We start from the raw sequence: 20,594 nt of genomic DNA on the forward strand, positions 1-20,594 counted from the left end.
GTCGTCCGTCATGCTCGCCGGCATGCACCTGCTGCTCTCCGGCGTCGTCGGCTCGGTCGCGTACGGGCTGGCCGGCCCGGGCTCGGACACCGACCGGATCGGCGTCTTCGCCGTGCCGACGGTCGCCCTGCACGGCCTGCGCCCGCCCCGCGAGTCGGTGGTCACCACCGACCCGGACGTGACGCTGCACGAGGCCGCCAAGTGGTGCCGCCTGGCGCTGAGCGGCAACCCGACCGCCACCGAGCTGGCCTGGCTGCCCGACGACTGCTACGAGACCCGCACCGAGTTCGGCGAACGCCTGATTGCCATCCGGTCGGCCTTCCTCAGCGCGCCCCGGGTCCGCGACGCCTACCTCGGGTACGCGGGACAGCAGTTCCGCAAGCTGGAGTCGCGCGCCGACGGGAGCTTCTCCGCCGACACCCGACGTCGTACCGCGAAACACGCCCGGCACCTCGCCCGACTGGTGCACCAGGGCCGGCTCCTCTACGCCACCGGCGTGCTGGAGATCCGGCTCGCCGACCCGGAGTGGTTCCGCGGGTTCGGCGACCGGGTGGCCGGCGGCGAGCTGGCCGAGGCGCGCGCCCTGCTGGCCGAGGCCGAGCAGGACTTCGACCGGATCCGCACTCCGCTGCCGGACCGACCGGACGAGGCGACGGTGGAGCGTTGGCTGCTTGACGTCCGGGCCGCTCATCTGCCCGCGGAGCTGACCCCCCGCTGACCTGCCCACCGGCGCCTTGCTCAGCTCCTCGCGGGTCGGTCAGTCCAGCAGTCGGACGCGGACCCGGCGGTTGGCCCGGCCCTTGCTCTCCACCTTGACCACCTGCACCTTGCCGATCTGCGCGGTGGAGGCGACGTGGGTGCCGCCGTCGGCCTGCACGTCCAGCCCCACGATGTCGACGATCCGCACCTCCTGCTCCGTCGGCGGGATCAGGTTGGACTGGGTACGGATGATGTCCGGCAGCGCCAGCGCCTCCGACCGGGGCAGCACCCGGACCGCGACCGCCCGGTCGGCGGCCACCTCGACGTTGACCAGCTCTTCGATCCGGGTCTTGAAATCGGGCGGCACCTCGGGGAGGTTGAAGTCCATCCGGGCCTCGCCCGGCTCCATGTTGCCGCCGGTGACCAGCGCGCCGAAGTCGCGGAACACCACGCCGCAGAGCACGTGCAGCCCGGAGTGGGTGCGCATCAACCAGGTGCGCCGCTCGTCCTCGACCGCGCCGGTCACCGCGGTGCCGGCCGGTGGCACCGGGTCACCCTCGGCGGGGATCAGCCAGAGGTCGTCGCCCTTGCGGGTACCGACGATGCGGGTCTGCACGCCCTGCCAGAGCAGCACCCCGTGGTCGGGTGGCTGCCCGCCACCGCCGGGGTAGAAGGCCGAGCGGTCCAGCACGATGCCCTGCTCCGGGTCGGCGTGCAGCACCGTGCACTCCCACTCGCGCAGGCTCGGATCGGCGAGGTCCAGCCGGTGCGTCCGGCCGTGGTGTGTGACGCCCATGTCAGGGCACGTTACTCGTTGAGGAAGCCGGAGATCCGCGCCCGCAGATCGGCGCGTTCCGACCAGAGCACGCCGGGCCGGTCGTACACGTGCAGGGTGGCCGCCGGCAACGCGGCGGCGAGCTGCTCGGCGACCTCGACCGGGTGCAGGTCGTCGCCGGCACAGCCGATCACCAGCGCCGGGGCGGTGACCGCGCCCAGCGCGCCGACGTCCGGCAGCGCGACCTGCTCCGGCAGGCCGGCGAGCCCGGGGGCGAGCCCGTCGCGGAGCAACTGGTCCAGGCGCTGCCGCAGGTAGGCCCAGCCGGCCGGGGTGTTACGCACGGCGGCCGGCAGCTCGACGGCGACGACCTCCGCGACCGCCGACGCGTCGCCGCTCTCCACCGCCTCCAGCAACGCGGTCAACCGCTGCCGGGCCACCTCGCCGCGCGGTCGGTCGAGCACCGCGGGCAGGAAGAAGACCATCCGCTCGAAGCGGTCCGGGCTCTCCACCAGCAGCCGGCAGAGCGCGCCGGCGCCGAGGCTGGCGCCGAACGCCCGGGTGGCACCGCCCAGGTCGGCGATCGCCCGCAGGTCGCGGGCCAGGTCGGGGTAGCTCCACGGCCCGGGTGGCGCGTCGGAGCGGCCGTGCCCGCGGAACTGGAAGAAGAGCTTTCGACCGGCCACTCCGCTGCCGAACGGCCGGGTCGTGGCGATGCCGTTGCCCAGCCCGTGCGCGAAGACGGTGACCGGGTCACCGGCGCCGGTGACCAGCCGCTCCAGGCGTACCCCGTGCGGCGTGGTGACCAGCTCGGTCTCCGGTTCGGGCAGTGCCGGCCGGCCGGTCCGCGGCCCGCCCGGGCCGGGGCCCCAGGTGCGCGGCCCGCCGTCCGGCGGAGGCGGCCAGCGAAAACTTCTCACCAGAAGCCTTTGCCGTCGCTCAGGTCGCGCAGCCCGACCCGGACGTCGAGCAGGTAGATGAGAGCGGCGGCGATACCGATCAGTCCGAAGAGGCTGATCGGGCCGAAGCCGAGCAGGGTCAGTACCAGGCAGACCGCCAGGATGGCGATCCAGCCGCCCTTGGGCAGGGTGCCGATGGCGGCGAAGGCGTCGGATCGCTGGGTGATGGCGTGCACCAGCGCGACGCCTTGGATGATCAGCGCGAAGACGAGCAGAACCAGCTCGATCACGTAGCGGACTTCGAAGGCGAAGATCGGCGCGGCGTTGGCCATGACGGCAAGCTTATGTCGGCGACCCCGGATACGTCCGACAGGACGCCTCCGGGGTCGCCAGTGGAACTGTTTACTCGGCGGCCGGGCGGGTCCGCTTGGTGGCCCGGGGCAGCTTCGCCGACGGGGTGGCGGCCGGCTTGGTGGCCTTGACGGTCCGGGTGGCCTTCTTCGCGGCGGCCGGCTTGGCCTGCACCACCTCGGCAACCTCGGCCGGGGTCGGCACCTCGGCCTTGGCGGTCGGGGCCGGCTTCGCGACCGGCTCGGCCTCGGTCGCCTCGATGTCGGCGTTCACGGTGTCGGCGGCCTCGAGGACACCGGCGCCGACGACTCGCTCCCCGCGGGCGACGAGCGCGCCGTACGCGGCCAGCGCCCGCTCCTGAGCGACCTGGGCGCCGGCGAACACCACGGCAGCGTTGCGGGTGGCCGCGGCGCGCAGCTTGTCAAGGTCGGCGGCCTCGCGGAGCTTGGCCAGGTCGGCCGCCTCACGGAGCTTGGTCAGGTCGGTCGGGACACCGCGCTCCCGCAGGCTGTCGGCCGTCTCGTTGGCGGTACGCAGCGTCGCGGTGGCCTTCTCGCGCAGCTCGACCCCGGTGACCACGGCCTTGCCGCCGAGCTCGGCGACGACCCTGGTGCCGAGGTCGCTGACCACGGTGGGCAGCTTGCGCAGCTGCTGGAACGCCAGTTCGCCGGCGCCGGCGGCGGCGTAGAGGGGGGCCGGGATGCGGTTGGTCTTCGGCTGGGTCATGACGTCTCCTCCTCGGCCGCGTCGGCGGCCTTCGGGGCCGCCGGACCGGCGGCCTTCTTCACGGGGGTGGTGGTGCTCGGCGGGGCGGGCGCCGGACCGGCCTCGGTGACGGCGACCGATTCGAGGACCGCCTCGGTCGGCGTGCCGTCCGGTGTGGTCGGTCCGGTGGCGGCCGGGTTCACCAGGCCCGCCGACTCGTCCGGGGTGTCGAGCCGGGCGTTCTCCCGGCGGAAGGTCTCGTAGATCTGGCTCAGGGACTGCTTCTGCGCCATGGTCAGGTCGGGGTCCACGGCGATCGCCGCGAGCACCCCCTGACCCTCCTTGTCGTCCAGCAGCCCGGCCCGCAGGTACATGGCCGGCGTGGAGACCCGCAGCGCGCTGGCGAGCTGCTGGAGCACCTCGGCGCTCGGCTTGCGCAGGCCGCGCTCGATCTGGCTGAGGTACGGGTTGCTGACCCCGGCCTGCTCGGCGAGCTGGCGCAGCGAAATCTTCGCGTTCCGCCGCAGGTCGCGAATGAACCCGCCGATGTCGGGAAGGTCCTTACCAGTGGCCATGCGACCGACGGTAGCCCGCCCTGCTAGCTGTTGCAAGCGTTTTGCTAGCCAGAGTTAGCGACGTCTCATCCACGCGCTTGCATGAGCATCGCCCGCTGGTACCTTCCTCCGATGACCAAGATCGAGGTGAACGGCGCGGTGCTGGCGTACGACGAGGTCGGCGCGGGTAGCCCCGTGGTGCTGCTGCACGCCGGCATCGCGGACCGGCGGATGTGGCGGGAACAGGTCGACGCGCTGGCCACCCGGCACCGCGTGATCGTTCCCGACCTGCGCGGCTACGGCGAATCGGAGCTGCCGCCGGCCCCGTTCACCCACCATGACGACGTGGTCGGGCTGCTGGACGCGCTCGACCTGCCCCGGGCCGCCCTGGTCGGCTGCTCCTTCGGTGGCCGGGTCGCGGTGGACACCGCGCTGGCCCACCCGGAGCGGGTCTCCGCGCTGGCCCTCATCGGCGCCGCGATCTCCGGCCACGAGTGGTCCGAGGAGACCGAGCAGCTCTGGGACGACCTGGTCGGCGAGGTCGATCCGGAGGACTTCGTGGCCAGCGCCGCCGGCGAGGTGCGGTTCTGGGTGGTGGGCCCGTCCCGGCAGCCGGCGGACGTCGACCCGGAGCTGATCCGCTTCGCCGAGGAGATGGACCAGCGCGCGCTCGCCGCCGAGTTGGCGCTCAGCGCCGTCGAGATCGGCGAGCTCGACCCGCCGGCGATCGAGCGGCTCGGCGAGCTGGGGATGCCGGTACTGGTCGGGGCCGGCGCCGACGACCTCGCGGACATCCGCCGTCTGGCCGACCGCATCGCGGCCGAGACCCCCCAGGCGGTGCGCCTCCCGGACGTACCCGACGCCGCCCACCTGGCGCCCCTGGAGCAGCCCCACCCGATCAACGCCGCCCTGCTCAACTTCCTCCCCTGACCCCGCCTGCCCCGCCCCCGCCCCCGACCCTGTTGATCAAGAGGTTCGCGTCAGTTTGGAGATCGAACCTGACGCGAACCTCTTGATCAACGCCGGTCAGGGGCCGGCGGGTGGGGAGGGGTTACCAGAGGGGGCGGATGGCGCCTACGGGGACGCCGCCGCCCAGGAGGGGAAGCTCGGCGTACTCGGTGAGGACCGGGGCCTCGACGCCGAGGCGGCGTAACGCGGAGACCAGCACCGGCATCCGGGCCCGGCCGGCGCCGTCGTCGATCTTCAGGGCCACCGCGCCCACCCCGGGCAGCGCCACGGCGATCACGCCCTCCGCGCCGACCTTGGCGAGCAGGCCGGGGATGCCGCGCATCAGGCGGGTGTCGTCGGCCTCGGTGCCGCCGACGATCTCGGGGTACGCCCGCATCGCGTCGGCCACCGTCCGGGGCAACGAGCCGACCTCGGCCGCGACCAGCTGGAGGAACGCCCCGGCCAGCCCGGTCAGCGAGACGGCGAGCACCGGAGCGCCGCAGCCGTCCACGCCCACGGCCGCCGCCTCCTCGCCGGTGAACTCCTCGATCGCCGCCCGCAGGCGCTGCTGCAGCGGGTGCTCCGGACGCCAGTAGCCGTCCAGCGGCCAGCCGGCCGCCAGGCAGGTGAGCAGCATGCCGCTGTGCTTGCCGGAGCAGTTCATCTGGGTCCGGGTCGGCCCGCCCCCGGCCCGCAGCACCGCGGCGCGGGCCGCCGCGCCCACCGGCAGGTCCGGCGGACAGTGCAGCGCCGACTCGTCCAGCCCGGCGCGGGCGAGCAGCGCACCGACCCGGGCGAGGTGGAACTCCTCACCGGCGTGGCTGGCGGAGACCAGGGCCAGGTCGGCCGGATCAGCCAGCGACAGGCCGGCGCGGAGCATCCCGATCGCCTGCATCGGCTTGCTCGCCGAGCGAGGGAAGATCGCGGATGTCACGTCACCGGTGGCGGCCACCGTCGCCCCGGACGCGTCGAGCACCACCACCGAGCCGCGGTGCATCCCCTCCACGAACCCGGACCGGACCACTTCGGCGAGCGGCGCGCCGCCCTCGTACGTCTTTCCCACGGTGTGGACGGTACCGACGGGTGCGCGGTGGGCGACGCCCGGGTGACCAGGTCTTCCCGGATTCAGTGACAGGAGTGCTGGACGGGGCTGCCCTTACAGCCCGAGCAGCTCGCGGGCCTGCGCGGTGGTCAGCGGCGGGCGCTGCGCGAGCTGGGCGAAGCCGACCGCGCGGGCGACCAGCTGCATGTTGGACTCCACCGGCCGCCCCTTGGCGTAGGTCACGGTGTCCTCCATGCCGACCCGCAGGTGCCCGCCGGCGGAGAGCGACGCTAGCAGCACCGAGATGCTGCTGCGACCGATGCCGGTGGCGGAGAAGGTCGTCCCCTCCGGCAGGTCGCGCAGCATCTGCCGGGCCGCCACCAGCGTCTCGGTGGTGCCCGGCATGCCGCCCGGCACGCCCATCACGAAGTCGACGTGCACGTGCCCGCCGTGCGGCAGGCCGTACTTGCCGAGCAGCCGCTGCAACGCGGTCAGGTGGCCGAGTTCGAAGATCTCGTACTCGGGCACGACGCCCCGCTCCTGCATCCGGGTGTGCAGGTCGACGATGAACTCCCAGCGGTTGAGGAAGACGTCGTCACCGAAGTTGACCGTGCCCATGGTGCAGGAGGCCATGTCCGGGCCGGCGTCGAGCACCGCGAGCCGGGCAGCCTCCGGGTCGGTGACCGCGCCACCGGAGGAGAGCTGGACGATCAGGTCGGTGCTCTCCCGCAGCGCCGCCACGGTCTCCCGCAGCCGGCCCTGGTCGAGGGTGGGCTTCGCCTCGTCGTCCCGGATGTGGACGTGGATCACGGCGGCGCCCAGCGCCTCGCACTCCTTCGCGGTGAGCAGCAGCTCGTCGAGGGTCACCGGCAGCGCCGGAACCTCCGCCTTGGCCGACTCCGCGCCGGTGGGGGCAACCGTGATCAACGTCCCTGTCGTCATGCCGGGATCCTAGACGCCGGGCTCAGACCGGGTCGATCGCCGCCACGGTCTCGTTGATCAGGAGGCGGGCGTCCTCCGGGACGTTCCGCTTGATCACCGCCAGCGCGATCTGGCCCAGCTCGTAGTGGTGCACCGCGGTGCCGACGAAGCCGACCGCCCGGCCGTCGAGGGTGACCGGGGTGCCGGCGACCGGCGGTTGGTCGGTGGTCACACCGTCCAGGTGCAGCAGGACGAGGCGGCGCGGCGGGCGGCCCATGTTGTGCACCCGGGCCACCGTCTCCTGGCCCCGGTAGCAGCCCTTCTCCAGGTGCACCGCCGGCTCGATCAGGTCCACCTCGGCGGGGATGGTCCGGTGGTCGGTGTCCACCCCGACCCGGGGCCGGCGGGCGGCCACCCGGATCGCCTCGTACGCCCAGAGCCCGGCGACGGGCACTCCGGCGCCGCGCAACTGCGCGACCACCTGCTCCATCGACTCCCGGGGCACCAGCAGGTCCACGCCGAGCGGAACCCGGCGGGCCCAGCCACCGACGGGCAGCGGCTTGACCGCGTACCGCACGGACGGTCGGGGCGGCACCGTGCCCTGGCGGAACTTCGGACCCGGCACCGCGACCGCGTCGGGTGCCGCCAGCCCGGTCACCCCGAGCGTCTCGAGCGCCGCGGTCGCCTCCGGCCCGACCAGCGAGAGCAGTGCGTGGTCGGCGGTCGCGTCGCGCGGCTCGACCTTGCTGAAGAACCGCATCTTCTCCAGGTAGGTCAGCAGGCCGCCGGTCGCTCCCGGCTCGGTGTCCAGCCAGGTGGTGAGGCCGTCCTCGGCCACCATGGCGTGCTGCTCGACGTGCCCGTGCGGAGAGAGGACCAGCAGCTCGGTGCCCTCACCGGCAGTCAGGTCGGCGAGGTGCTGCGAGGTGAGCGTGTGCAGCCAGCTGGCCCGCTCCTCGCCGGGCACCGCCACGACACCCCGGTGGGACCGGTCGACCAGGCCGACCGCGGTGTCGAGGACGCGCTGCTCGCGCATCGGATCGCCGTAGTGGGCGGCGACCCCGCGTACCCCGGCCGCCACGTGCGCCGGCTCGGGCTGGTCGCGGGTGGCCTCGTCGATGCTCTCGACGGCCACCGCGCCCGCGATGTCGATCATTCCGAGTCCCCGTTCTCACAGCGGCCACAGAGGCCGAAGAGCGACACGTGCCCGATGTCGACCCGGAACCCCCGCTGCTCAACCAGCTGGTCGGCGAGCGGCCGGAGCAGGTCGGGATCGATCTCGTCGATCGCCCCGCACTGCCGGCAGACCAGGTGGACGTGCTGGTGCTCCCCGGCGGCGTGGTACGTCGGCGAGCCGTGCGAGAGATGGGTGTGGGTCACCAGGCCGAGCCGTTCCAGCAGCTCCAGCGTCCGGTAGATGGTGGTGATGTTCACGCCCGCGGCCACCTCACGGACGGCCGTGTGCACCTGCTCGGGGGTGGCGTGACCGAGGTCCAGCACCGCCTGGAGGACGAGCTGTCGCTGCGCCGTCAGCCGCAGGCCACGGGAGCGGAGCATTTCCGCGAGGGAGGATTCGGACACCGTCCGATCATAGTTCGGCCGCCACGGCGCTCCCGGGCCGCCGCGTCCGCCGCTACGCTCGGCGGTCATGGTGACATCGAGGATCGCCGTGCTCGGCCGCGGCGCCGTGTCCGCCGGGGAGCCGGTGCTACGCGGGGACGACCTGGGTGTGCTGCGCGGCGACGGGCTCTTCGAGACCATGCACCTGCGCGACGGGCGGCCGTGGCTGCGCGACGCCCACCTGAGCCGGCTGGCCCGGGCCGCGGCAGCCGTGGAGCTCACCCTGCCGCCCCGGGCGGTGCTGGTCGGGCTGCTCGACGCGGTCCGCGCCGGATGGCCGGCCGAGGTGGAGGGCGCGCTGCGGCTGGTCTGCACCCGGGGGCCGGAGGGCGGTGGGCCACCGACCGTCTACGCCACCCTCGCCGAGGTCCCGGCGGCGTCCCGGCGCGCCCGGGCCACCGGGATCACCGTGGCGACCCTGCCGCTCGGCGTGCCGGCCGAGTCCCGGACCGCCCTGGACTGGCTGCCCGCCGGGATCAAGTCCACGTCGTACGCGGTGAGCACCGCGGCCCGCCGCTGGGCGCAGCGGGCCGGCGTCGACGACGTGCTCTGGGTCTCCTCCGACGGGTACGCGCTGGAGGGGCCGACCGCGAACCTGGTCTGGCTGACCGGCGGCACCCTCTGCACCGTGCCCGCGGCCAGCACCGGCATCCTGCCCGGCACCACCGCCGCCTGGCTGCTCGGGCACGCCGGCGAGCTGGGCTTCGACGCCGCCGAACGGATGGTCACCCCGACCGAGCTGCGCGCCGCCGACGGGGTCTGGTTCAGCTCGTCGGTACGCGGCCTCACCGAGGTCACCGCGCTCGACGGCGAACCGCTCCCCCGCTCCCCGCACACCCCACCGCTGCAGAAGCTCGTCGCCTTCCCCGTGCCGGACGTCGAACAGTCGTGACCATGAGGCTGACGGCGCTTTCCGCGCACGGCGGAGCCGTCAACCTCATGATCGACGCGATTGGCGGGCGGGACGGGTTGGGGACCGCGGAGGTCAGCCGGCCACGCGGGTGAGGCGGGCGGACAGGTGCGGGCTGAGGCCGTGGCCGACCGCGGCCATCTCCTGGGCGTAGAGCAGGGCGCCCTCGACAATGCCGAAGAGCCGGTGCCCCGCGGTGACCTCCTTGGCCGTCGCCGTACGCACCACGGCGTCGGTGACCAGCTCGACCTGGGTGCCGTTGCGCCGGCCGAGGTAGAGCTCCATCACCCCGGTCGGCGTGGTCAGCAACACCTCCAGCTCGTTGGTGGCCCGGTCACCGTCGAACACCGGCCGCCACCAGCCGACCTCGCGGCCGGCCGGGCGCACCGGGCGGCTCTGCTCGTCGAGGATCCAGGCCCGCGACTCGTAGGAGAGGAACGGCCTCCCGTCGTGGCTGATCCGGATCTCCTGAGCGAAGTCGAAGTCCTCGATCGTGGGGAATCCGCCCCGGCCACGGCCGCGCCACACGCCGATGTACGGCAGCAGGCCGTCCAGGGCGGGGTGCAGCTTCGGGCCGACCCGCAGGTCGTGGCTCTCCTCGTAGGGGTACGGCTCGACCGGCGGCGCGTTCAGCCACGGCGGCGGCTGGAGGGGGTTGTCGTCCGACGGATTCGCGCTCACCATTCACCTTTCGATCGCGACTGCGGGGCTCGCAAACCCGGCTCACTCCTCGCGCTCACCATTTACCTCTCGACAGGCGTACAGCCAGATAGACCAGGCCACCGGCGAGCGCGCCCAGGCCGGCGACCAGCAGGCTGACGAACCCGATCTCGGTGACCATCCCGACCATCCTATGCTGGGCCTCATGGCCCGCACTCTCGTCGTCAAGGCCACCGCCGGCGCGGACGCTCCGGAGCGGTGCGCCCAGGCGTTCACGGTGGCCGCGACGGCCGCCGCAGCCGGCGTGCACGTCTCCCTCTGGCTCACCGGGGAGTCCACCTGGTTCGCGCTGCCAGGGCGCGCCCAGCAGTTCGAGTTGCCGCACTCGGCCCCGCTGGCCGAGCTGCTGCACGTGGTGCTGACCAGCGGCACGGTAACCGCCTGCACCCAGTGCGCGGCCCGCCGGGAGATCGGCCCGGACGACGTGCTGCCCGGCGTACGGATCGCCGGCGCCGCGGTCTTCGTCGAAGAGGCGATGGCCGAGGGCGCGCAGGCGCTGGTCTACTGATTACCGGTCCACGAACCCGGGCCTGCTATGTCCGGTGAGGGCGGACTGCCGATACTGACCCGGTATGTCAGACCGCTGCCTACGATTCGGATGTGAGCGAGACGGCGGAGCGGTTCTTCGAATCGCTGCCGGCGCGCGCCCCCGACGTCCTGCGCGGCCTGGTCAGCGGAACCCTCCAGATCGACCTCTCCACCGGTGACGAGACCGACCACTGGCTGGTCGTGATGCGACCGGGAACGGTCGAGGTGAGCCGTCACCGCGGGCCGGCCGACGCCCTCTGGTACAGCAGCGCGGACCTCTTCGACCGGCTGGTGCGCGGCGAGGCGCAGGGAGTCGCCGCGGTGTTGCGCAACGAGAGCACGTTCAGCGGAAACGTGGTGCTCTTCCTGGCCTTCCGGAGGTTCTTCCCGGACCCACCGGGCACCCGTGATCCGCGCGAGGCGGCTCGGGAGCAGACCGGACGGCTGGCGTGAAGGACCTGGTCAGCATCCTGGACGGCAACACCTTCCTGGTTACCGACCGGCGCGGTGACATCGAGCCCTCGTTCGACTTCCCCACCGGGCTCTTCTCCTTCGACACCCGCTTCCTCTCCACCTGGCTGCTGACCCTGGACGGGGAACGGCTGCACCCGCTCTCCATCGACGACGCGGAGTCCTACCGCACCCGGTTCTTCCTGGCGCCCGGTGAGCCGACGCACTACCTGGACGCCCGGGTCTCGGTGATCCGCAGCCGGGCGATCGGCGGCAGCTTCGAGGAGGAGCTGACCGTGCTGAACCACTCGCGTGATCCGGTCGAGTTCACCCTGCGACTCGACGTCGGCGCCGACTTCGCCGACCTCTTCGAGATCAAGCACGCCCGGCAGAAGAAGGGCCGGACCACCGCCACGGTGAGCGGCAACGAACTGCGGCTGACCTACCGCCGGGAGGCCTTCCACCGGGAGGCGGTGGTCACCACCAGCGAGCCGGCGCAGATCGACGTGTCGGGCATGACGTTCCGGATCCGGATCGACGGGCACGGCGAGTGGACCACGCGGCTGCACGTGGCGACCGTGGTCTACGGCGCCCGCGGCGAGGACATCCGCGCCACCTTGCCGTACGGCGGCAGCCGGAACGTGACCGCCATCCAGGCCGAGCAGACCGAGCTGATCGAACGGGCGCCGAAGCTCGGCTGCGACTGCCAGCCGCTGGCCGGCGCGTACCGGAGCAGCCTGAACGACCTCGCGGCGCTGCGCTACGAGTCGATCGCCCTCGGGGTCCGGCTGCTCGCCGCCGGCCTGCCCTGGTTCATGACCCTCTTCGGCCGGGACAGCATCTTCACCTCGCTGCAGGTGCTGCCGTTCCTGCCGGAGCTGATCCCACCGACCATCCAGATCCTCGGCGGTCTCCAGGGGCACCGGGTGGACGACTTCCGGGACGAGGAACCGGGGAAGATCCTGCACGAGCTGCGGTACGGCGAGACGGCCGGCTTCGAGGAGCAGCCGCACTCGCCCTACTACGGCTCGGCGGACTCCACTCCGCTCTTCGTCATCCTGCTCGACGAGTACGAGCGGTGGACCGGGGACAGCCAGCTGGTGCTCCTGCTGGAGTCGCAGATCCGGGCCGCGCTGGACTGGATCGACAGCTACGGCGACCTGCTCGGCACCGGCTACATCTGGTACCAGACCCGCAATCACGAGACCGGGCTGCAGAACCAGTGCTGGAAGGACTCCTGGGACGCCATCTCCTTCGCCGACGGCCGGCTGCCCGGCTTTCCCCGGGCCACCTGCGAGCTGCAGGGGTACGCCTACGACGCGAAGATCCGCGGGGCCCGGCTGGCCCGGAAGTTCTGGAACGACCCGGCGTACGCCGACCGGCTGGAACGGGAGGCCGCCGAGCTGAAACAGCGGTTCAACCGGGACTTCTGGATCGCGGACCGGGAGTACTACGCGCTCGCCCTGGACGCCGACGGCCGGCAGGTGGACGCGCTCGCCTCGAACATCGGCCACCTGCTCTGGAGCGGCATCGTGGACGAGTCCCGGGCCGGCCGGATCGCCGAGCACCTGCTCGGGCCGCGGCTCTTCTCCGGTTGGGGCGTCCGGACCCTCGCCGACGACCAGGGTCGGTACAACCCGATCGGCTACCACGTCGGCACGGTCTGGCCGTTCGACAACTCGATCATCGCCTGGGGGCTCTGGCGGTACGGCTACCGGGAGGAGGCCGGCCGGATCTGCGATGCGATCCTGGCCGCGTCCCGGTTCTTCGACGGGCGGCTGCCGGAGGCGTTCGCGGGCTACGAGCGGAACCTCACCGACTACCCGGTGCGGTATCCGACCGCGTGCAGCCCGCAGGCCTGGTCGACCGGAACGCCGTTGCTGCTGCTCCGGGTCATGCTCGGCCTGGAGCCGCAGGGCGAGCATCTGATCATCGACCCGGCCGTGCCGGAGGGCATGGGCCGCATCGAACTGCTCGACATCCCCGGCCGCTGGGGCAAGGTCGACGCCCTCGGCCGCAGCCGCACCCCCACCGACCAGTCCCAACCCTGACCCGGCCGGGCCCCCGGCCCCCAACCCCCGGCCCCCGACCCGCAGCGCCCGGCGCCCGACCCCCGGCGCCCGACCCCCAGCGCCGGCCCGCCGGTGATCATGAAGTTGTTGTCATCCACCACGGCGCGTCACGGCAATAACTTCATGATCAACTGGCGGCCGGACAGGGCGTTCGCGGGGCCGGGGTGGGCGCGGGGGCCGGGGTGGGGTCAGGGGGTGGGGCAGGGGTGGGTGGCGGTCAGGCGGGGGTGCTCGGCTCGGGCGTCGGCCAGGACGGTCACCGGGCCGGTGCGATAGGCGTACGCGCCGGGGGTGTCCAGGACCGGGCCGCCGGTGGCGAGCGGGGCGAGGGCGGCGGCCGGGTCGGTCGAGCCGGCGGCAGCCTCGGCGGCGCGGGCGGTCCGGGCGACGCCGCCGCCGGGGCAGGGCGCGCTCACCAGTTCGGGCGTCGCCGGGCCCGGCTGGCCGAGGGCCCGCAGCGCGTCAGCCAGGGCGACCGTCTCCGCGCCGGCCGGGCCGGTCGTCGGGGCGTAGCCGGCACCCACGAGCCGGCAACCGGTACGGACGGTGAGCCGGACCCACCCGTCCTCGCCGGGTCGTCCGTCCAGGGCGACGAATTCGCCGACGTCGGCGCGCAGCCGCAGCCCGTCCGGCGTCGTCCGTACGCCGGCCCGCCAACCGGCCGGCAGCCGGTCCGCGATCCGCTCGAGCAGTTCCCGTTCACCGCCCTCGGGCACGGCCACGTCGACACCCCGGGTCAGGGTCGCCCCGTCGGCGAACGGGGTGATCCGGCAGCCCCGGTCGACCCGCGCCGGGGTCAGCTCCCACACCACCGTCCCGCCGGCCGCTGCGGCCAGCTCACCGACCGCCCGGTCCACCACCGGACCCGCCTCGCCGAGGCTGCGCTGTTCGCGCACGCTGGGCGGGTCGTCGCGGACGGAGATCCAGGCCAGCACCCCGAGCAGCAACGCCCAGGCGACGGTGGCGGCGAGCAGCCAGCGCCGACGCCGGGTGGGGGCCGGCGCGTCAGGCCCGGTCGGCGGGGCGTACCCCGCCTGCACAGCACCGCTCACCCGGTCATCGTGTCACGCGGCTGCAGCCCGGCCGGCGGCGCGTTCGGGGCCCGGGGCGGCCGGGCCGGCGCCGGCGCGGTCAGCCGCTGGTGGCCCGGGGCGCGGCGTCCAGCCGGTAGCCGACGCCGCGCACCGTGCGTACCCGGGGCCCACCGGGCAGCGGACGCAGCTTGCGACGGAGCCGTTTGACGGCCGAGTGCAGGATCGCCGCGTCGCCCAGGTAGGCACCGCCCCAGACGGCGCCGAAGAGCCGCTCGTAGCTCCAGACCGAGATCGGTGGGGTGACCAGCCGGGCGAGCAACTCCCGTTCGGTACGGGTCAGCGAGAGCGGTTCGCCGCGCCAGGTCACCAGGTGCCCGGCCCGGTCGACGAGCAGCTCGCCCCAGCCGACCGGACGCTCCGACGACTCGCCCGTAGCGTCGCCGGGCGCCTCGGGGGGCTCCGCCGGCTTCACCGGCCGCGGCGCGGGCGGGGGTGACGCCGTCGCTGTCGGCGCGAACAGCACCGCCCGCAACTCGGCGAGGTCGGCGCAGCTCACCACCGGCGCGACCCCGTCGAGGCGGCGTAACACCCGCTGGCGGACCGCGACGTCGGCGCTGACGCAGACGACGATAGGGACTTCTGCACCGGACACGCTGCCTCCTGGGCGGACGTGCTGACGTGAGAAGCTCCCACCCATCGGCAGTGACGACCACCGATGGGGCTCGGGCCAAGCCTAGCGGTAAGTCTCGGGCTCGTCACTGCCCGGAACCTGATCGAAGGCTCGGCGTCGTCGGTGTACACGACCGGGGCCGGCCACCCGCGAGGGTGACCGGCCCCGGTCGATCAGAGCAGTGGGTCAGGAGGCGACGGTGACGCCCACCTCGTTGATGCCCCGGCCGGCGGTCACGGCGGTGTCGCCGTTGCCGTGCCGGGAGAGCGCCCGCAGGGTCCAGGCGCCGGGCGCGGCGAAGAACCGGAACTGACCGGCTGCGGAGGTGACCACCTCGGCGGTGAACTCACCGGTCGAGTCGAGCAACCGGACGTAGGCGCCCGGCACGGCCTCGCCCTCGGCGGAGCGGACGACGCCGGTGATGACGGTCTCCTTCTCCAGATCCAGGCTGGCCGGCAACGGCGCGGCCTGGTCGGGAGCGGCGCAACCCGCAGCGGTGGGAGCAGCAGGAGCAGTCATGGCTCAGGCCTCCCCCGGCTCGTCGCCGAGCGCGACCGGCACGCCGACCAGCGAGCCGTACTCGGTCCAGGAACCGTCGTAGTTCTTCACGCTGCGGTGCCCGAGCAGCTCCTGCAGGACGAACCAGGTGTGCGAGGAGCGCTCGCCGATCCGGCAGTAGGCGATGGTCTCCTTGCCGTCGTCCAGCCCCGCGTCGGCGTAGATCCTGCGCAGCTCGTCGTCGGACTTGAAGGTGCCGTCCTCGTTGGCCGCCTTCGACCACGGCACGCTGATCGCGGTCGGGATGTGCCCGGCCCGCTGCGCCTGCTCCTGCGGCAGGTGCGCGGGGGCGAGCAACCGGCCGGCGAACTCGTCGGGGGAACGCACGTCGACCAGGTTCTTGGTGCCGATCGCGGCCACCACCTCGTCGCGGAAGGCCCGGATCGAGGTGTCCGGCTCCTGCGCGACGTACTGCGTCGCCGGACGGGTCACCGCGTCCTTGACCAGCGGCCGGGCGTCCAGCTCCCACTTCTTGCGACCGCCGTCGAGCAGCTTCACGTCGCGGTGGCCGTAGAGCTTGAAGTACCAGTAGGCGTACGCGGCGAACCAGTTGTTGTTGCCGCCGTACAGGACCACCGTGTCGTCGTTGCTGATCCCGCGCTCGGAGAGGAGCGCTTCGAACTGGGTCCTGTTCACGAAGTCCCGGCGCACCGGGTCCTGCAGGTCGGTCTTCCAGTCCAGCTTGATGGCCCCGGCGATGTGGCCAGTGTCGTAGGCCGAGGTGTCCTCGTCGACCTCGACGAAGACGACGCCCGGGGCGTCGAGGTTCTTCTCGGCCCAGTCGGCCGAGACGAGTGCGGTGTCGCGACTCATCAGATCACTCCCTGGTCAGGATGGATGGTGAGCCAGCGCGCGGAGATCGAAGTGTGTAAGTGTCGCACCACGCGCGGGACCCCTTGGGAAGGACGGATCACGGGTTCGTGCGACGGCGCCGCTGCCGGGCGATGAGGGGAAAGCACTGGGGTTTGCGAACCCTGCGTGCCGGTGGTCGCTCAGGCGACCGAGGACAGCCCCGCCGTCAGATGACGGGGCGACACAGGCAGGTGGCCACGCGGCACAGGTCGACCGCGCGCCGTTTGGTGAGGAGCGTCCCCATGGTCAGGGAGCCTACCAGCCACCACCGGAGGCGCCACCGGCCCGACCAGCATCCGGGACGCCGCCGCGACCCGGGGGCCGCCCTCGACTCAGCCGGCCGAGTTGATGGGTACGTCCTTCGCGTCCGCGGTGACCGTCAGCCCCTCGGGCGTCGGCCGGACCTCGCGGACGGCGAGCTGGAAGGGCAGGTCGGGCAGGGGCACGTCGACCGAGATGCCCTTGGCGTAGTTGTTCAGCAGCGTGCGGGCCAGCGGCAGGTTCGGCAGCCCCTCGGCGTCCAGGTTGTTGAAGCGCAGGCTGACCTGCCCCTGCTTGCTGACCGTCACGTCGGCCGTGCCGGTGACGGTCAGCTTCGCGCCGAGGATGTCCACCGGGGCGGTGACCGCGAGCTTGCCGCCCTGCTCGCCGAGGGTGAGGCCGGGCCGGTCGAGCAGGGCCGCCAGGCTCTGGTAGCTGATCGTGCCGGTGCCGTTGACGGTCTCGGCGACCACGTCACCCTGGCCGGAGCGGATGGTGTCGAGCGAGGCCCGGACGTTGCGGGCGTCCACGTCGAGCTCCGGAAGGCTGATCGCGTCGCCCTGCACCGAGCCGCGCACCTCCCGCAGCAGGATGGAGATGCGCTCGTAGCGGCCATCGAGCACCTGGTTGAGGAACGGGAAGCCGCCCACCTCGACCTCCGGCGGGGCGGACTGCGCGTTCTGCTTGGCCACCTCCTGGCGGACCTGGTCGGCGATGGCCCGCTCGGCCACGCCGACGGCCACCCGGTCGGCGATCACCAGGATCCCGCCCAGTACGAGCAGCAGGACGACGAGCACGACGAGCGCCTTGCGCCCGCGTCGCCGTGGACGTTCCTCGTACGCCGCTTGGGCCTGCGCCACACCGTCTCCTGTCTCCGCTCGCCGCGCCGCGGCGCATGGTCACTGCCGGTGCCGCCGGGCGGCGCACCGTTGGTACCCGGCCGGCGTCGCGCTCAACCGTACGTTCAGAGGAAGAGCATGCACATGGCGTACGCCGCCGGCGCGGCCAGGGCGAACCCGCCGAGCGGGCCCTGCATGTGCCGGGCGACCCACATGGTCGGCGGCTCGCCGGCCATCAGCCGGCCCGCCTCGGCGTAACCCACGGCGAGGTCGGCCAGCACGGCGGTGACCGCCGCGACCAGCCCGATGATGGCCGCCCGGGTCGGGGTGAACGGGGTGACCAGGTAGCTGCCCAGCGCCGCGCTGGCCAGGGTGCCGACCATCGCGCCGCCGACCACGCCGGCCGCACCTCGGGGCACCTGGGGAGCGAGCCGGGGCCACGGTGCGACCGCGTCGGTCAACCGGGCCACGGTGAGCGCGACGCCGCTGGCGGTCAGGCAGACGGTGATCGCCTGGGTGCCGGCCGGGATCCGGCTCAGCACGATCAGCGTGCCGAAGGCGACCACGCCGACCACGATCAGCAACGTGGTGCCGAGCGAGTCGGTCACCCGCACCCGGTCGACCCGGCGGACCAGCTGACCGAGCACGCCGAGGACGAAGCCGCCGGCGGCGACGTAGCCCAGCGGCGCCAGGCCGGCGATGTCCGACTGCACCGCCGCCGTGTCGGCCGCCACGGCCGCGCCCACGCTGACCAGTGCGACCAGCAGCACCGCGGGCGGGCGCATGGCCATCGTCCAGGCCAGCACGAAGAGCAGCTGGACGCCGAAGATGACGATCGCGAAGGGCAGCCGGTGCCCCGGCCCGGAGGTCTGCGCCCCGAGCACCAGGCCGACCCCGAGCAGGGCGGCGAACCCTGCGGTGGCCACCGAGAGCGGCCGGCGCACCTCGACGGGCGGCACGACCTCCTCGTCCGGCTCGACCGCCGCGTCGTCGTCCGTACGACGGGCCGGCTCACCACCGCGCCGGGCCCGGCGGGGTCCGCTGCGCTCCCGGCGATCATCGTCGTCGGGATTCGGGCCGCTGCGCGGCGCCGGCGGTTGGCCGTGGCCAGGGCCCGGACGGGGCCCGTCGGACCATGGGTCCCGGCCGGTCTCGGGCGAGGTGGAGGGAAACACGCCCCGATCGTGCCAGACCGACCCCCCGGCGCGGAGGTCACGGGTTTCGACAACGTTAAAAGGTGCGCCGCGATCAAGGGCAAAGCGAACAAAGTGGAAGTGCTCCCACGGCGCGGCCGGAGCGATCGGTTACGCTCAACCCGTTACCCCGCCCGTCAGCGACGCCGGGACCCACGCTAGTTCTCAGCGCACCCCGACACGGAGTGCAGCTGGTCGCGTGCGGCCGAGAGGCCGCCGGGACGGAGGTGATCGTGGAGATCCTGCTGCTGGTGAGCGCACGCGCAGGCGAACCGTCCGCAGTGCTGCCGGCACTCGACCTGCTGCCCCACTCGGTTCGCACAGCGCCGCGCGACGTCCGCACGCTGGTCGCCGGCCCGAGTCCCGACGCGGTCATGGTCGACGCCCGCTCCGAGCTCAGCGAGGCCCGGGCGACCTGCCGGATGCTGCACGCCACCGGGCTGGGCGTCCCGCTGGTCGCGGTGGTCACCGAGGCCGGGCTGATCGCCCTGAACGCCGACTGGGGCGTCGACGACGTCATCCTCGCCTCGGCCGGGCCGGCCGAGGTCGAGGCCCGGCTGCGACTCGCGGTGGGCCGGCTGACCAACGCGGTTGCCGGCGCCGGCGGCTCGATCCGGGCCGGCGAGCTGACCATCGACCCGGACACCTATGCCGCCAAGCTCAAGGGCCGGCCGCTCGATCTCACCTACAAGGAGTTCGAGCTGTTGAAGTTCCTCGCCCAGCACCCGGGTCGGGTCTTCACCCGCGACCAGCTCCTGCGCGAGGTCTGGGGCTACGACTACTTCGGCGGCACCCGGACGGTCGACGTGCACGTCCGACGGCTCCGGGCCAAGCTCGGCTCGGAGTACGAGTCGATGATCGGCACCGTCCGGCAGGTGGGCTACAAGTTCGTCGTGCCGCCGTCGCGGTCGCTGCCCGAGGCGGAGCACGCGCCGCTGCCGGTTTGACCCTCCCCCTCTCGGGGTCTATTTCCGATATGCCCTTTTTGCGCCGACAGTCGGACCTATTCTGACTGCCGGGTTGTCAGCGGAAGGGGCGATGGTGCGTGCGATGACCACGGGGAGCGGCGGGAGCCGGTGGACGGACCGGCTACGAGCGCTGCTGCGGCCGGGTTCCACCGGCCGCGCGGTCGCCACCGTCGCCGTGGTGGTGGCCGTGCTGCTCGGCTCGGCGTACGCCCTGGGCCGGAGCCTGGTCCCGGACCGGCCGCAACACAACGCCACCGGGGTCACCGGCGACCTGGACCCGGACTCCGCCGACCAGCCGGCCGAACCGGACACCTCGACCCCGCACCCGGACGGCGGCAGCGCCGGCCCGACCGAGGCGGGGCAGGACGGCTCCGCCCAGGACGCCACGGGTGACAACCTTTTCGGCGCGCACTCCACCACCGGCAACCAGAAGGTCGCGCTGACCTTCGACGACGGACCGGATCCGCAGTACACGCCGCAGGTCCTCACGGCGCTCCGCGAGTTCGGCGTGAAAGCGACCTTCTGCGTGGTCGGGGAGAACGCGCAGAACCATCCGGACCTGATCCGGGCGATCGTGGCCGACGGGCACACCCTCTGCAACCACTCCTGGAACCACGACGTCACCCTGGGCAAGCGTTCGCCGGCCGCGATCCGGACCGACCTGCTGCGGACGAACGAGGCGATCCGGGCGGCGGTGCCCGACGCGCCGATCGTCTGGTACCGCCAGCCCGGCGGCGCGTGGACCTATCCCGTCGTCTCGACGGCGCACTCCCTGGGCATGACGCCGGTGCACTGGACGGTCGATCCGTCGGACTGGGACACACCCGGCGCGGGCCGGATCACCGCGACGGTGCTCACCGCGGTCGAACCGGGATCGGTCGTGCTGCTGCACGACGCCGGCGGCAACCGGCAGGGCACGGTTGACTCGCTGTACCGCATCCTGCCGGACCTGACCTCGCGGTTCGAGCTGGAGGCGCTGCCGACCGACCCGACGTGACCCGGCGGACGGCCCGGGACGCCAGGAC

The 20,594-nt window shown here is 73.2% G+C and carries 26 protein-coding genes; 8 read left to right on the forward strand and 18 right to left on the reverse strand.

The window, feature by feature from the left end:
* Positions 1 to 22: 22 nt before the first annotated feature.
* Positions 23 to 718 carry a DNA polymerase beta superfamily protein gene (locus ACIBBA_RS01935; RefSeq protein ID WP_396693413.1) on the forward strand — a complete coding sequence of 232 codons (696 nt, stop codon included), beginning with the start codon at positions 23 to 25 and terminating at the stop codon, positions 716 to 718.
* A gap of 39 nt (positions 719 to 757) precedes the next feature.
* Here ACIBBA_RS01935 and ACIBBA_RS01940 read toward each other — a convergent pair whose 3' ends face one another.
* The 5 genes from ACIBBA_RS01940 to ACIBBA_RS01960 form a co-directional block, all read right to left on the reverse strand.
* The gene (locus ACIBBA_RS01940) at positions 758 to 1,495 is read right to left on the reverse strand and encodes an alanyl-tRNA editing protein (RefSeq protein WP_396692828.1); all 738 of its coding nucleotides are present in this window, start codon (positions 1,493 to 1,495) and stop codon (positions 758 to 760) included.
* 11 nt (positions 1,496 to 1,506) lie between these two features.
* Entirely contained in the window at positions 1,507 to 2,394 is an 888-nt protein-coding gene (locus tag ACIBBA_RS01945; protein WP_396692830.1) for an alpha/beta fold hydrolase, read from the reverse strand.
* Complete coding sequence (locus ACIBBA_RS01950) at positions 2,391 to 2,705, reverse strand: DUF2516 family protein (RefSeq protein ID WP_350875768.1); 315 nt, start codon at positions 2,703 to 2,705, stop codon at positions 2,391 to 2,393. Before ACIBBA_RS01950 ends, ACIBBA_RS01945 begins: the two co-directional genes overlap by 4 nt.
* 70 nt (positions 2,706 to 2,775) lie before the next feature.
* A complete protein-coding gene (locus ACIBBA_RS01955; RefSeq protein WP_396692832.1) occupies positions 2,776 to 3,450 on the reverse strand; it encodes a hypothetical protein in 675 nt (224 codons plus the stop codon).
* Positions 3,447 to 4,004 (reverse strand): helix-turn-helix domain-containing protein, encoded by a 558-nt coding sequence (locus tag ACIBBA_RS01960; RefSeq protein WP_396692834.1) that lies wholly within the window; start codon positions 4,002 to 4,004, stop codon positions 3,447 to 3,449. Before ACIBBA_RS01960 ends, ACIBBA_RS01955 begins: the two co-directional genes overlap by 4 nt.
* Positions 4,005 to 4,115: 111 nt before the next feature.
* On the opposite strand from ACIBBA_RS01960, the gene ACIBBA_RS01965 reads away from it, so the two are divergent.
* Positions 4,116 to 4,913: an alpha/beta fold hydrolase gene (locus ACIBBA_RS01965; RefSeq protein WP_396692836.1), complete on the forward strand. Its 798-nt coding sequence runs from the start codon at positions 4,116 to 4,118 to the stop codon at positions 4,911 to 4,913.
* A 121-nt stretch (positions 4,914 to 5,034) separates the two neighbouring features.
* Here ACIBBA_RS01965 and ACIBBA_RS01970 read toward each other — a convergent pair whose 3' ends face one another.
* From ACIBBA_RS01970 to ACIBBA_RS01985, 4 genes are all read right to left on the reverse strand, one after another.
* Positions 5,035 to 5,994, reverse strand: coding sequence for an asparaginase (locus ACIBBA_RS01970; protein ID WP_396692838.1), 960 nt, complete (start codon positions 5,992 to 5,994; stop codon positions 5,035 to 5,037).
* A 93-nt stretch (positions 5,995 to 6,087) separates the two neighbouring features.
* Complete coding sequence (locus tag ACIBBA_RS01975; protein WP_396692840.1) at positions 6,088 to 6,915, reverse strand: 3-keto-5-aminohexanoate cleavage protein; 828 nt, start codon at positions 6,913 to 6,915, stop codon at positions 6,088 to 6,090.
* 22 nt (positions 6,916 to 6,937) lie between these two features.
* Positions 6,938 to 8,050: a YgfZ/GcvT domain-containing protein gene (locus ACIBBA_RS01980; protein WP_396692842.1), complete on the reverse strand. Its 1,113-nt coding sequence runs from the start codon at positions 8,048 to 8,050 to the stop codon at positions 6,938 to 6,940.
* Positions 8,047 to 8,475 carry a Fur family transcriptional regulator gene (locus tag ACIBBA_RS01985; protein WP_350875782.1) on the reverse strand — a complete coding sequence of 143 codons (429 nt, stop codon included), beginning with the start codon at positions 8,473 to 8,475 and terminating at the stop codon, positions 8,047 to 8,049. The genes ACIBBA_RS01980 and ACIBBA_RS01985 overlap by 4 nt, the downstream gene beginning before the upstream one ends.
* 67 nt (positions 8,476 to 8,542) lie before the next feature.
* On the opposite strand from ACIBBA_RS01985, the gene ACIBBA_RS01990 reads away from it, so the two are divergent.
* Positions 8,543 to 9,406: an aminotransferase class IV gene (locus ACIBBA_RS01990; protein ID WP_396692844.1), complete on the forward strand. Its 864-nt coding sequence runs from the start codon at positions 8,543 to 8,545 to the stop codon at positions 9,404 to 9,406.
* Between the two features lie 93 nt (positions 9,407 to 9,499).
* Here the strand turns inward: ACIBBA_RS01990 and ACIBBA_RS01995 are convergent, their stop codons facing one another.
* Together ACIBBA_RS01995 and mtfM are read right to left on the reverse strand one after the other, a co-directional pair.
* Positions 9,500 to 10,105 carry an FABP family protein gene (locus tag ACIBBA_RS01995; RefSeq protein WP_396692846.1) on the reverse strand — a complete coding sequence of 202 codons (606 nt, stop codon included), beginning with the start codon at positions 10,103 to 10,105 and terminating at the stop codon, positions 9,500 to 9,502.
* 55 nt (positions 10,106 to 10,160) lie between these two features.
* Positions 10,161 to 10,265 carry a small membrane protein MtfM gene (mtfM, locus tag ACIBBA_RS02000; protein WP_067315095.1) on the reverse strand — a complete coding sequence of 35 codons (105 nt, stop codon included), beginning with the start codon at positions 10,263 to 10,265 and terminating at the stop codon, positions 10,161 to 10,163.
* Positions 10,266 to 10,277: 12 nt separating this feature from the next.
* On the opposite strand from mtfM, the gene ACIBBA_RS02005 reads away from it, so the two are divergent.
* The 3 genes from ACIBBA_RS02005 (at position 10,278) to ACIBBA_RS02015 (ending at position 13,173) form a co-directional block, all read left to right on the forward strand.
* Positions 10,278 to 10,652, forward strand: coding sequence for a DsrE family protein (locus tag ACIBBA_RS02005; RefSeq protein ID WP_396692848.1), 375 nt, complete (start codon positions 10,278 to 10,280; stop codon positions 10,650 to 10,652).
* Between the two features lie 92 nt (positions 10,653 to 10,744).
* On the forward strand, positions 10,745 to 11,125 hold the full coding sequence (locus tag ACIBBA_RS02010) for an SCP2 sterol-binding domain-containing protein (RefSeq protein ID WP_396692850.1): 381 nt from the start codon (positions 10,745 to 10,747) through the stop codon (positions 11,123 to 11,125).
* The gene (locus tag ACIBBA_RS02015; RefSeq protein WP_396692852.1) at positions 11,122 to 13,173 is read left to right on the forward strand and encodes a glycogen debranching N-terminal domain-containing protein; all 2,052 of its coding nucleotides are present in this window, start codon (positions 11,122 to 11,124) and stop codon (positions 13,171 to 13,173) included. The genes ACIBBA_RS02010 and ACIBBA_RS02015 overlap by 4 nt, the downstream gene beginning before the upstream one ends.
* 209 nt (positions 13,174 to 13,382) lie before the next feature.
* Here ACIBBA_RS02015 and ACIBBA_RS02020 read toward each other — a convergent pair whose 3' ends face one another.
* The 7 genes from ACIBBA_RS02020 to ACIBBA_RS02050 all read right to left on the reverse strand — a co-directional run bounded on the left by ACIBBA_RS02020 (position 13,383) and on the right by ACIBBA_RS02050 (position 18,583).
* A complete protein-coding gene (locus tag ACIBBA_RS02020) occupies positions 13,383 to 14,246 on the reverse strand; it encodes a hypothetical protein (RefSeq protein WP_396692854.1) in 864 nt (287 codons plus the stop codon).
* A gap of 79 nt (positions 14,247 to 14,325) precedes the next feature.
* On the reverse strand, positions 14,326 to 14,880 hold the full coding sequence (locus ACIBBA_RS02025) for a winged helix-turn-helix domain-containing protein (RefSeq protein WP_396692855.1): 555 nt from the start codon (positions 14,878 to 14,880) through the stop codon (positions 14,326 to 14,328).
* 204 nt (positions 14,881 to 15,084) lie between these two features.
* Positions 15,085 to 15,417, reverse strand: coding sequence for a DUF1416 domain-containing protein (locus tag ACIBBA_RS02030; protein ID WP_396692857.1), 333 nt, complete (start codon positions 15,415 to 15,417; stop codon positions 15,085 to 15,087).
* A gap of 3 nt (positions 15,418 to 15,420) precedes the next feature.
* Positions 15,421 to 16,269: a sulfurtransferase gene (locus ACIBBA_RS02035; RefSeq protein WP_350875801.1), complete on the reverse strand. Its 849-nt coding sequence runs from the start codon at positions 16,267 to 16,269 to the stop codon at positions 15,421 to 15,423.
* A gap of 205 nt (positions 16,270 to 16,474) precedes the next feature.
* On the reverse strand, positions 16,475 to 16,552 hold the full coding sequence (locus ACIBBA_RS02040) for an Ms5788A family Cys-rich leader peptide (protein WP_311202345.1): 78 nt from the start codon (positions 16,550 to 16,552) through the stop codon (positions 16,475 to 16,477).
* A gap of 88 nt (positions 16,553 to 16,640) precedes the next feature.
* Entirely contained in the window at positions 16,641 to 17,429 is a 789-nt protein-coding gene (locus ACIBBA_RS02045; RefSeq protein WP_396692859.1) for a DUF2993 domain-containing protein, read from the reverse strand.
* A gap of 104 nt (positions 17,430 to 17,533) precedes the next feature.
* Positions 17,534 to 18,583, reverse strand: a complete 1,050-nt coding sequence (locus ACIBBA_RS02050; protein ID WP_396692861.1) for a hypothetical protein — start codon at positions 18,581 to 18,583, stop codon at positions 17,534 to 17,536.
* A 245-nt stretch (positions 18,584 to 18,828) separates the two neighbouring features.
* Here ACIBBA_RS02050 and ACIBBA_RS02055 point away from each other — a divergent pair, with 245 nt between their 5' ends.
* Together ACIBBA_RS02055 and ACIBBA_RS02060 are read left to right on the forward strand one after the other, a co-directional pair.
* Positions 18,829 to 19,548 (forward strand): response regulator transcription factor, encoded by a 720-nt coding sequence (locus ACIBBA_RS02055; protein ID WP_350875807.1) that lies wholly within the window; start codon positions 18,829 to 18,831, stop codon positions 19,546 to 19,548.
* A gap of 103 nt (positions 19,549 to 19,651) precedes the next feature.
* Positions 19,652 to 20,566 carry a polysaccharide deacetylase family protein gene (locus ACIBBA_RS02060; RefSeq protein WP_396692863.1) on the forward strand — a complete coding sequence of 305 codons (915 nt, stop codon included), beginning with the start codon at positions 19,652 to 19,654 and terminating at the stop codon, positions 20,564 to 20,566.
* Positions 20,567 to 20,594 lie beyond the last annotated feature (28 nt).

This window comes from Micromonospora sp. NPDC051006 (genome assembly GCF_044456245.1).
In the GTDB taxonomy this organism is placed as follows: Bacteria; Actinomycetota; Actinomycetes; order Mycobacteriales; family Micromonosporaceae; genus Micromonospora.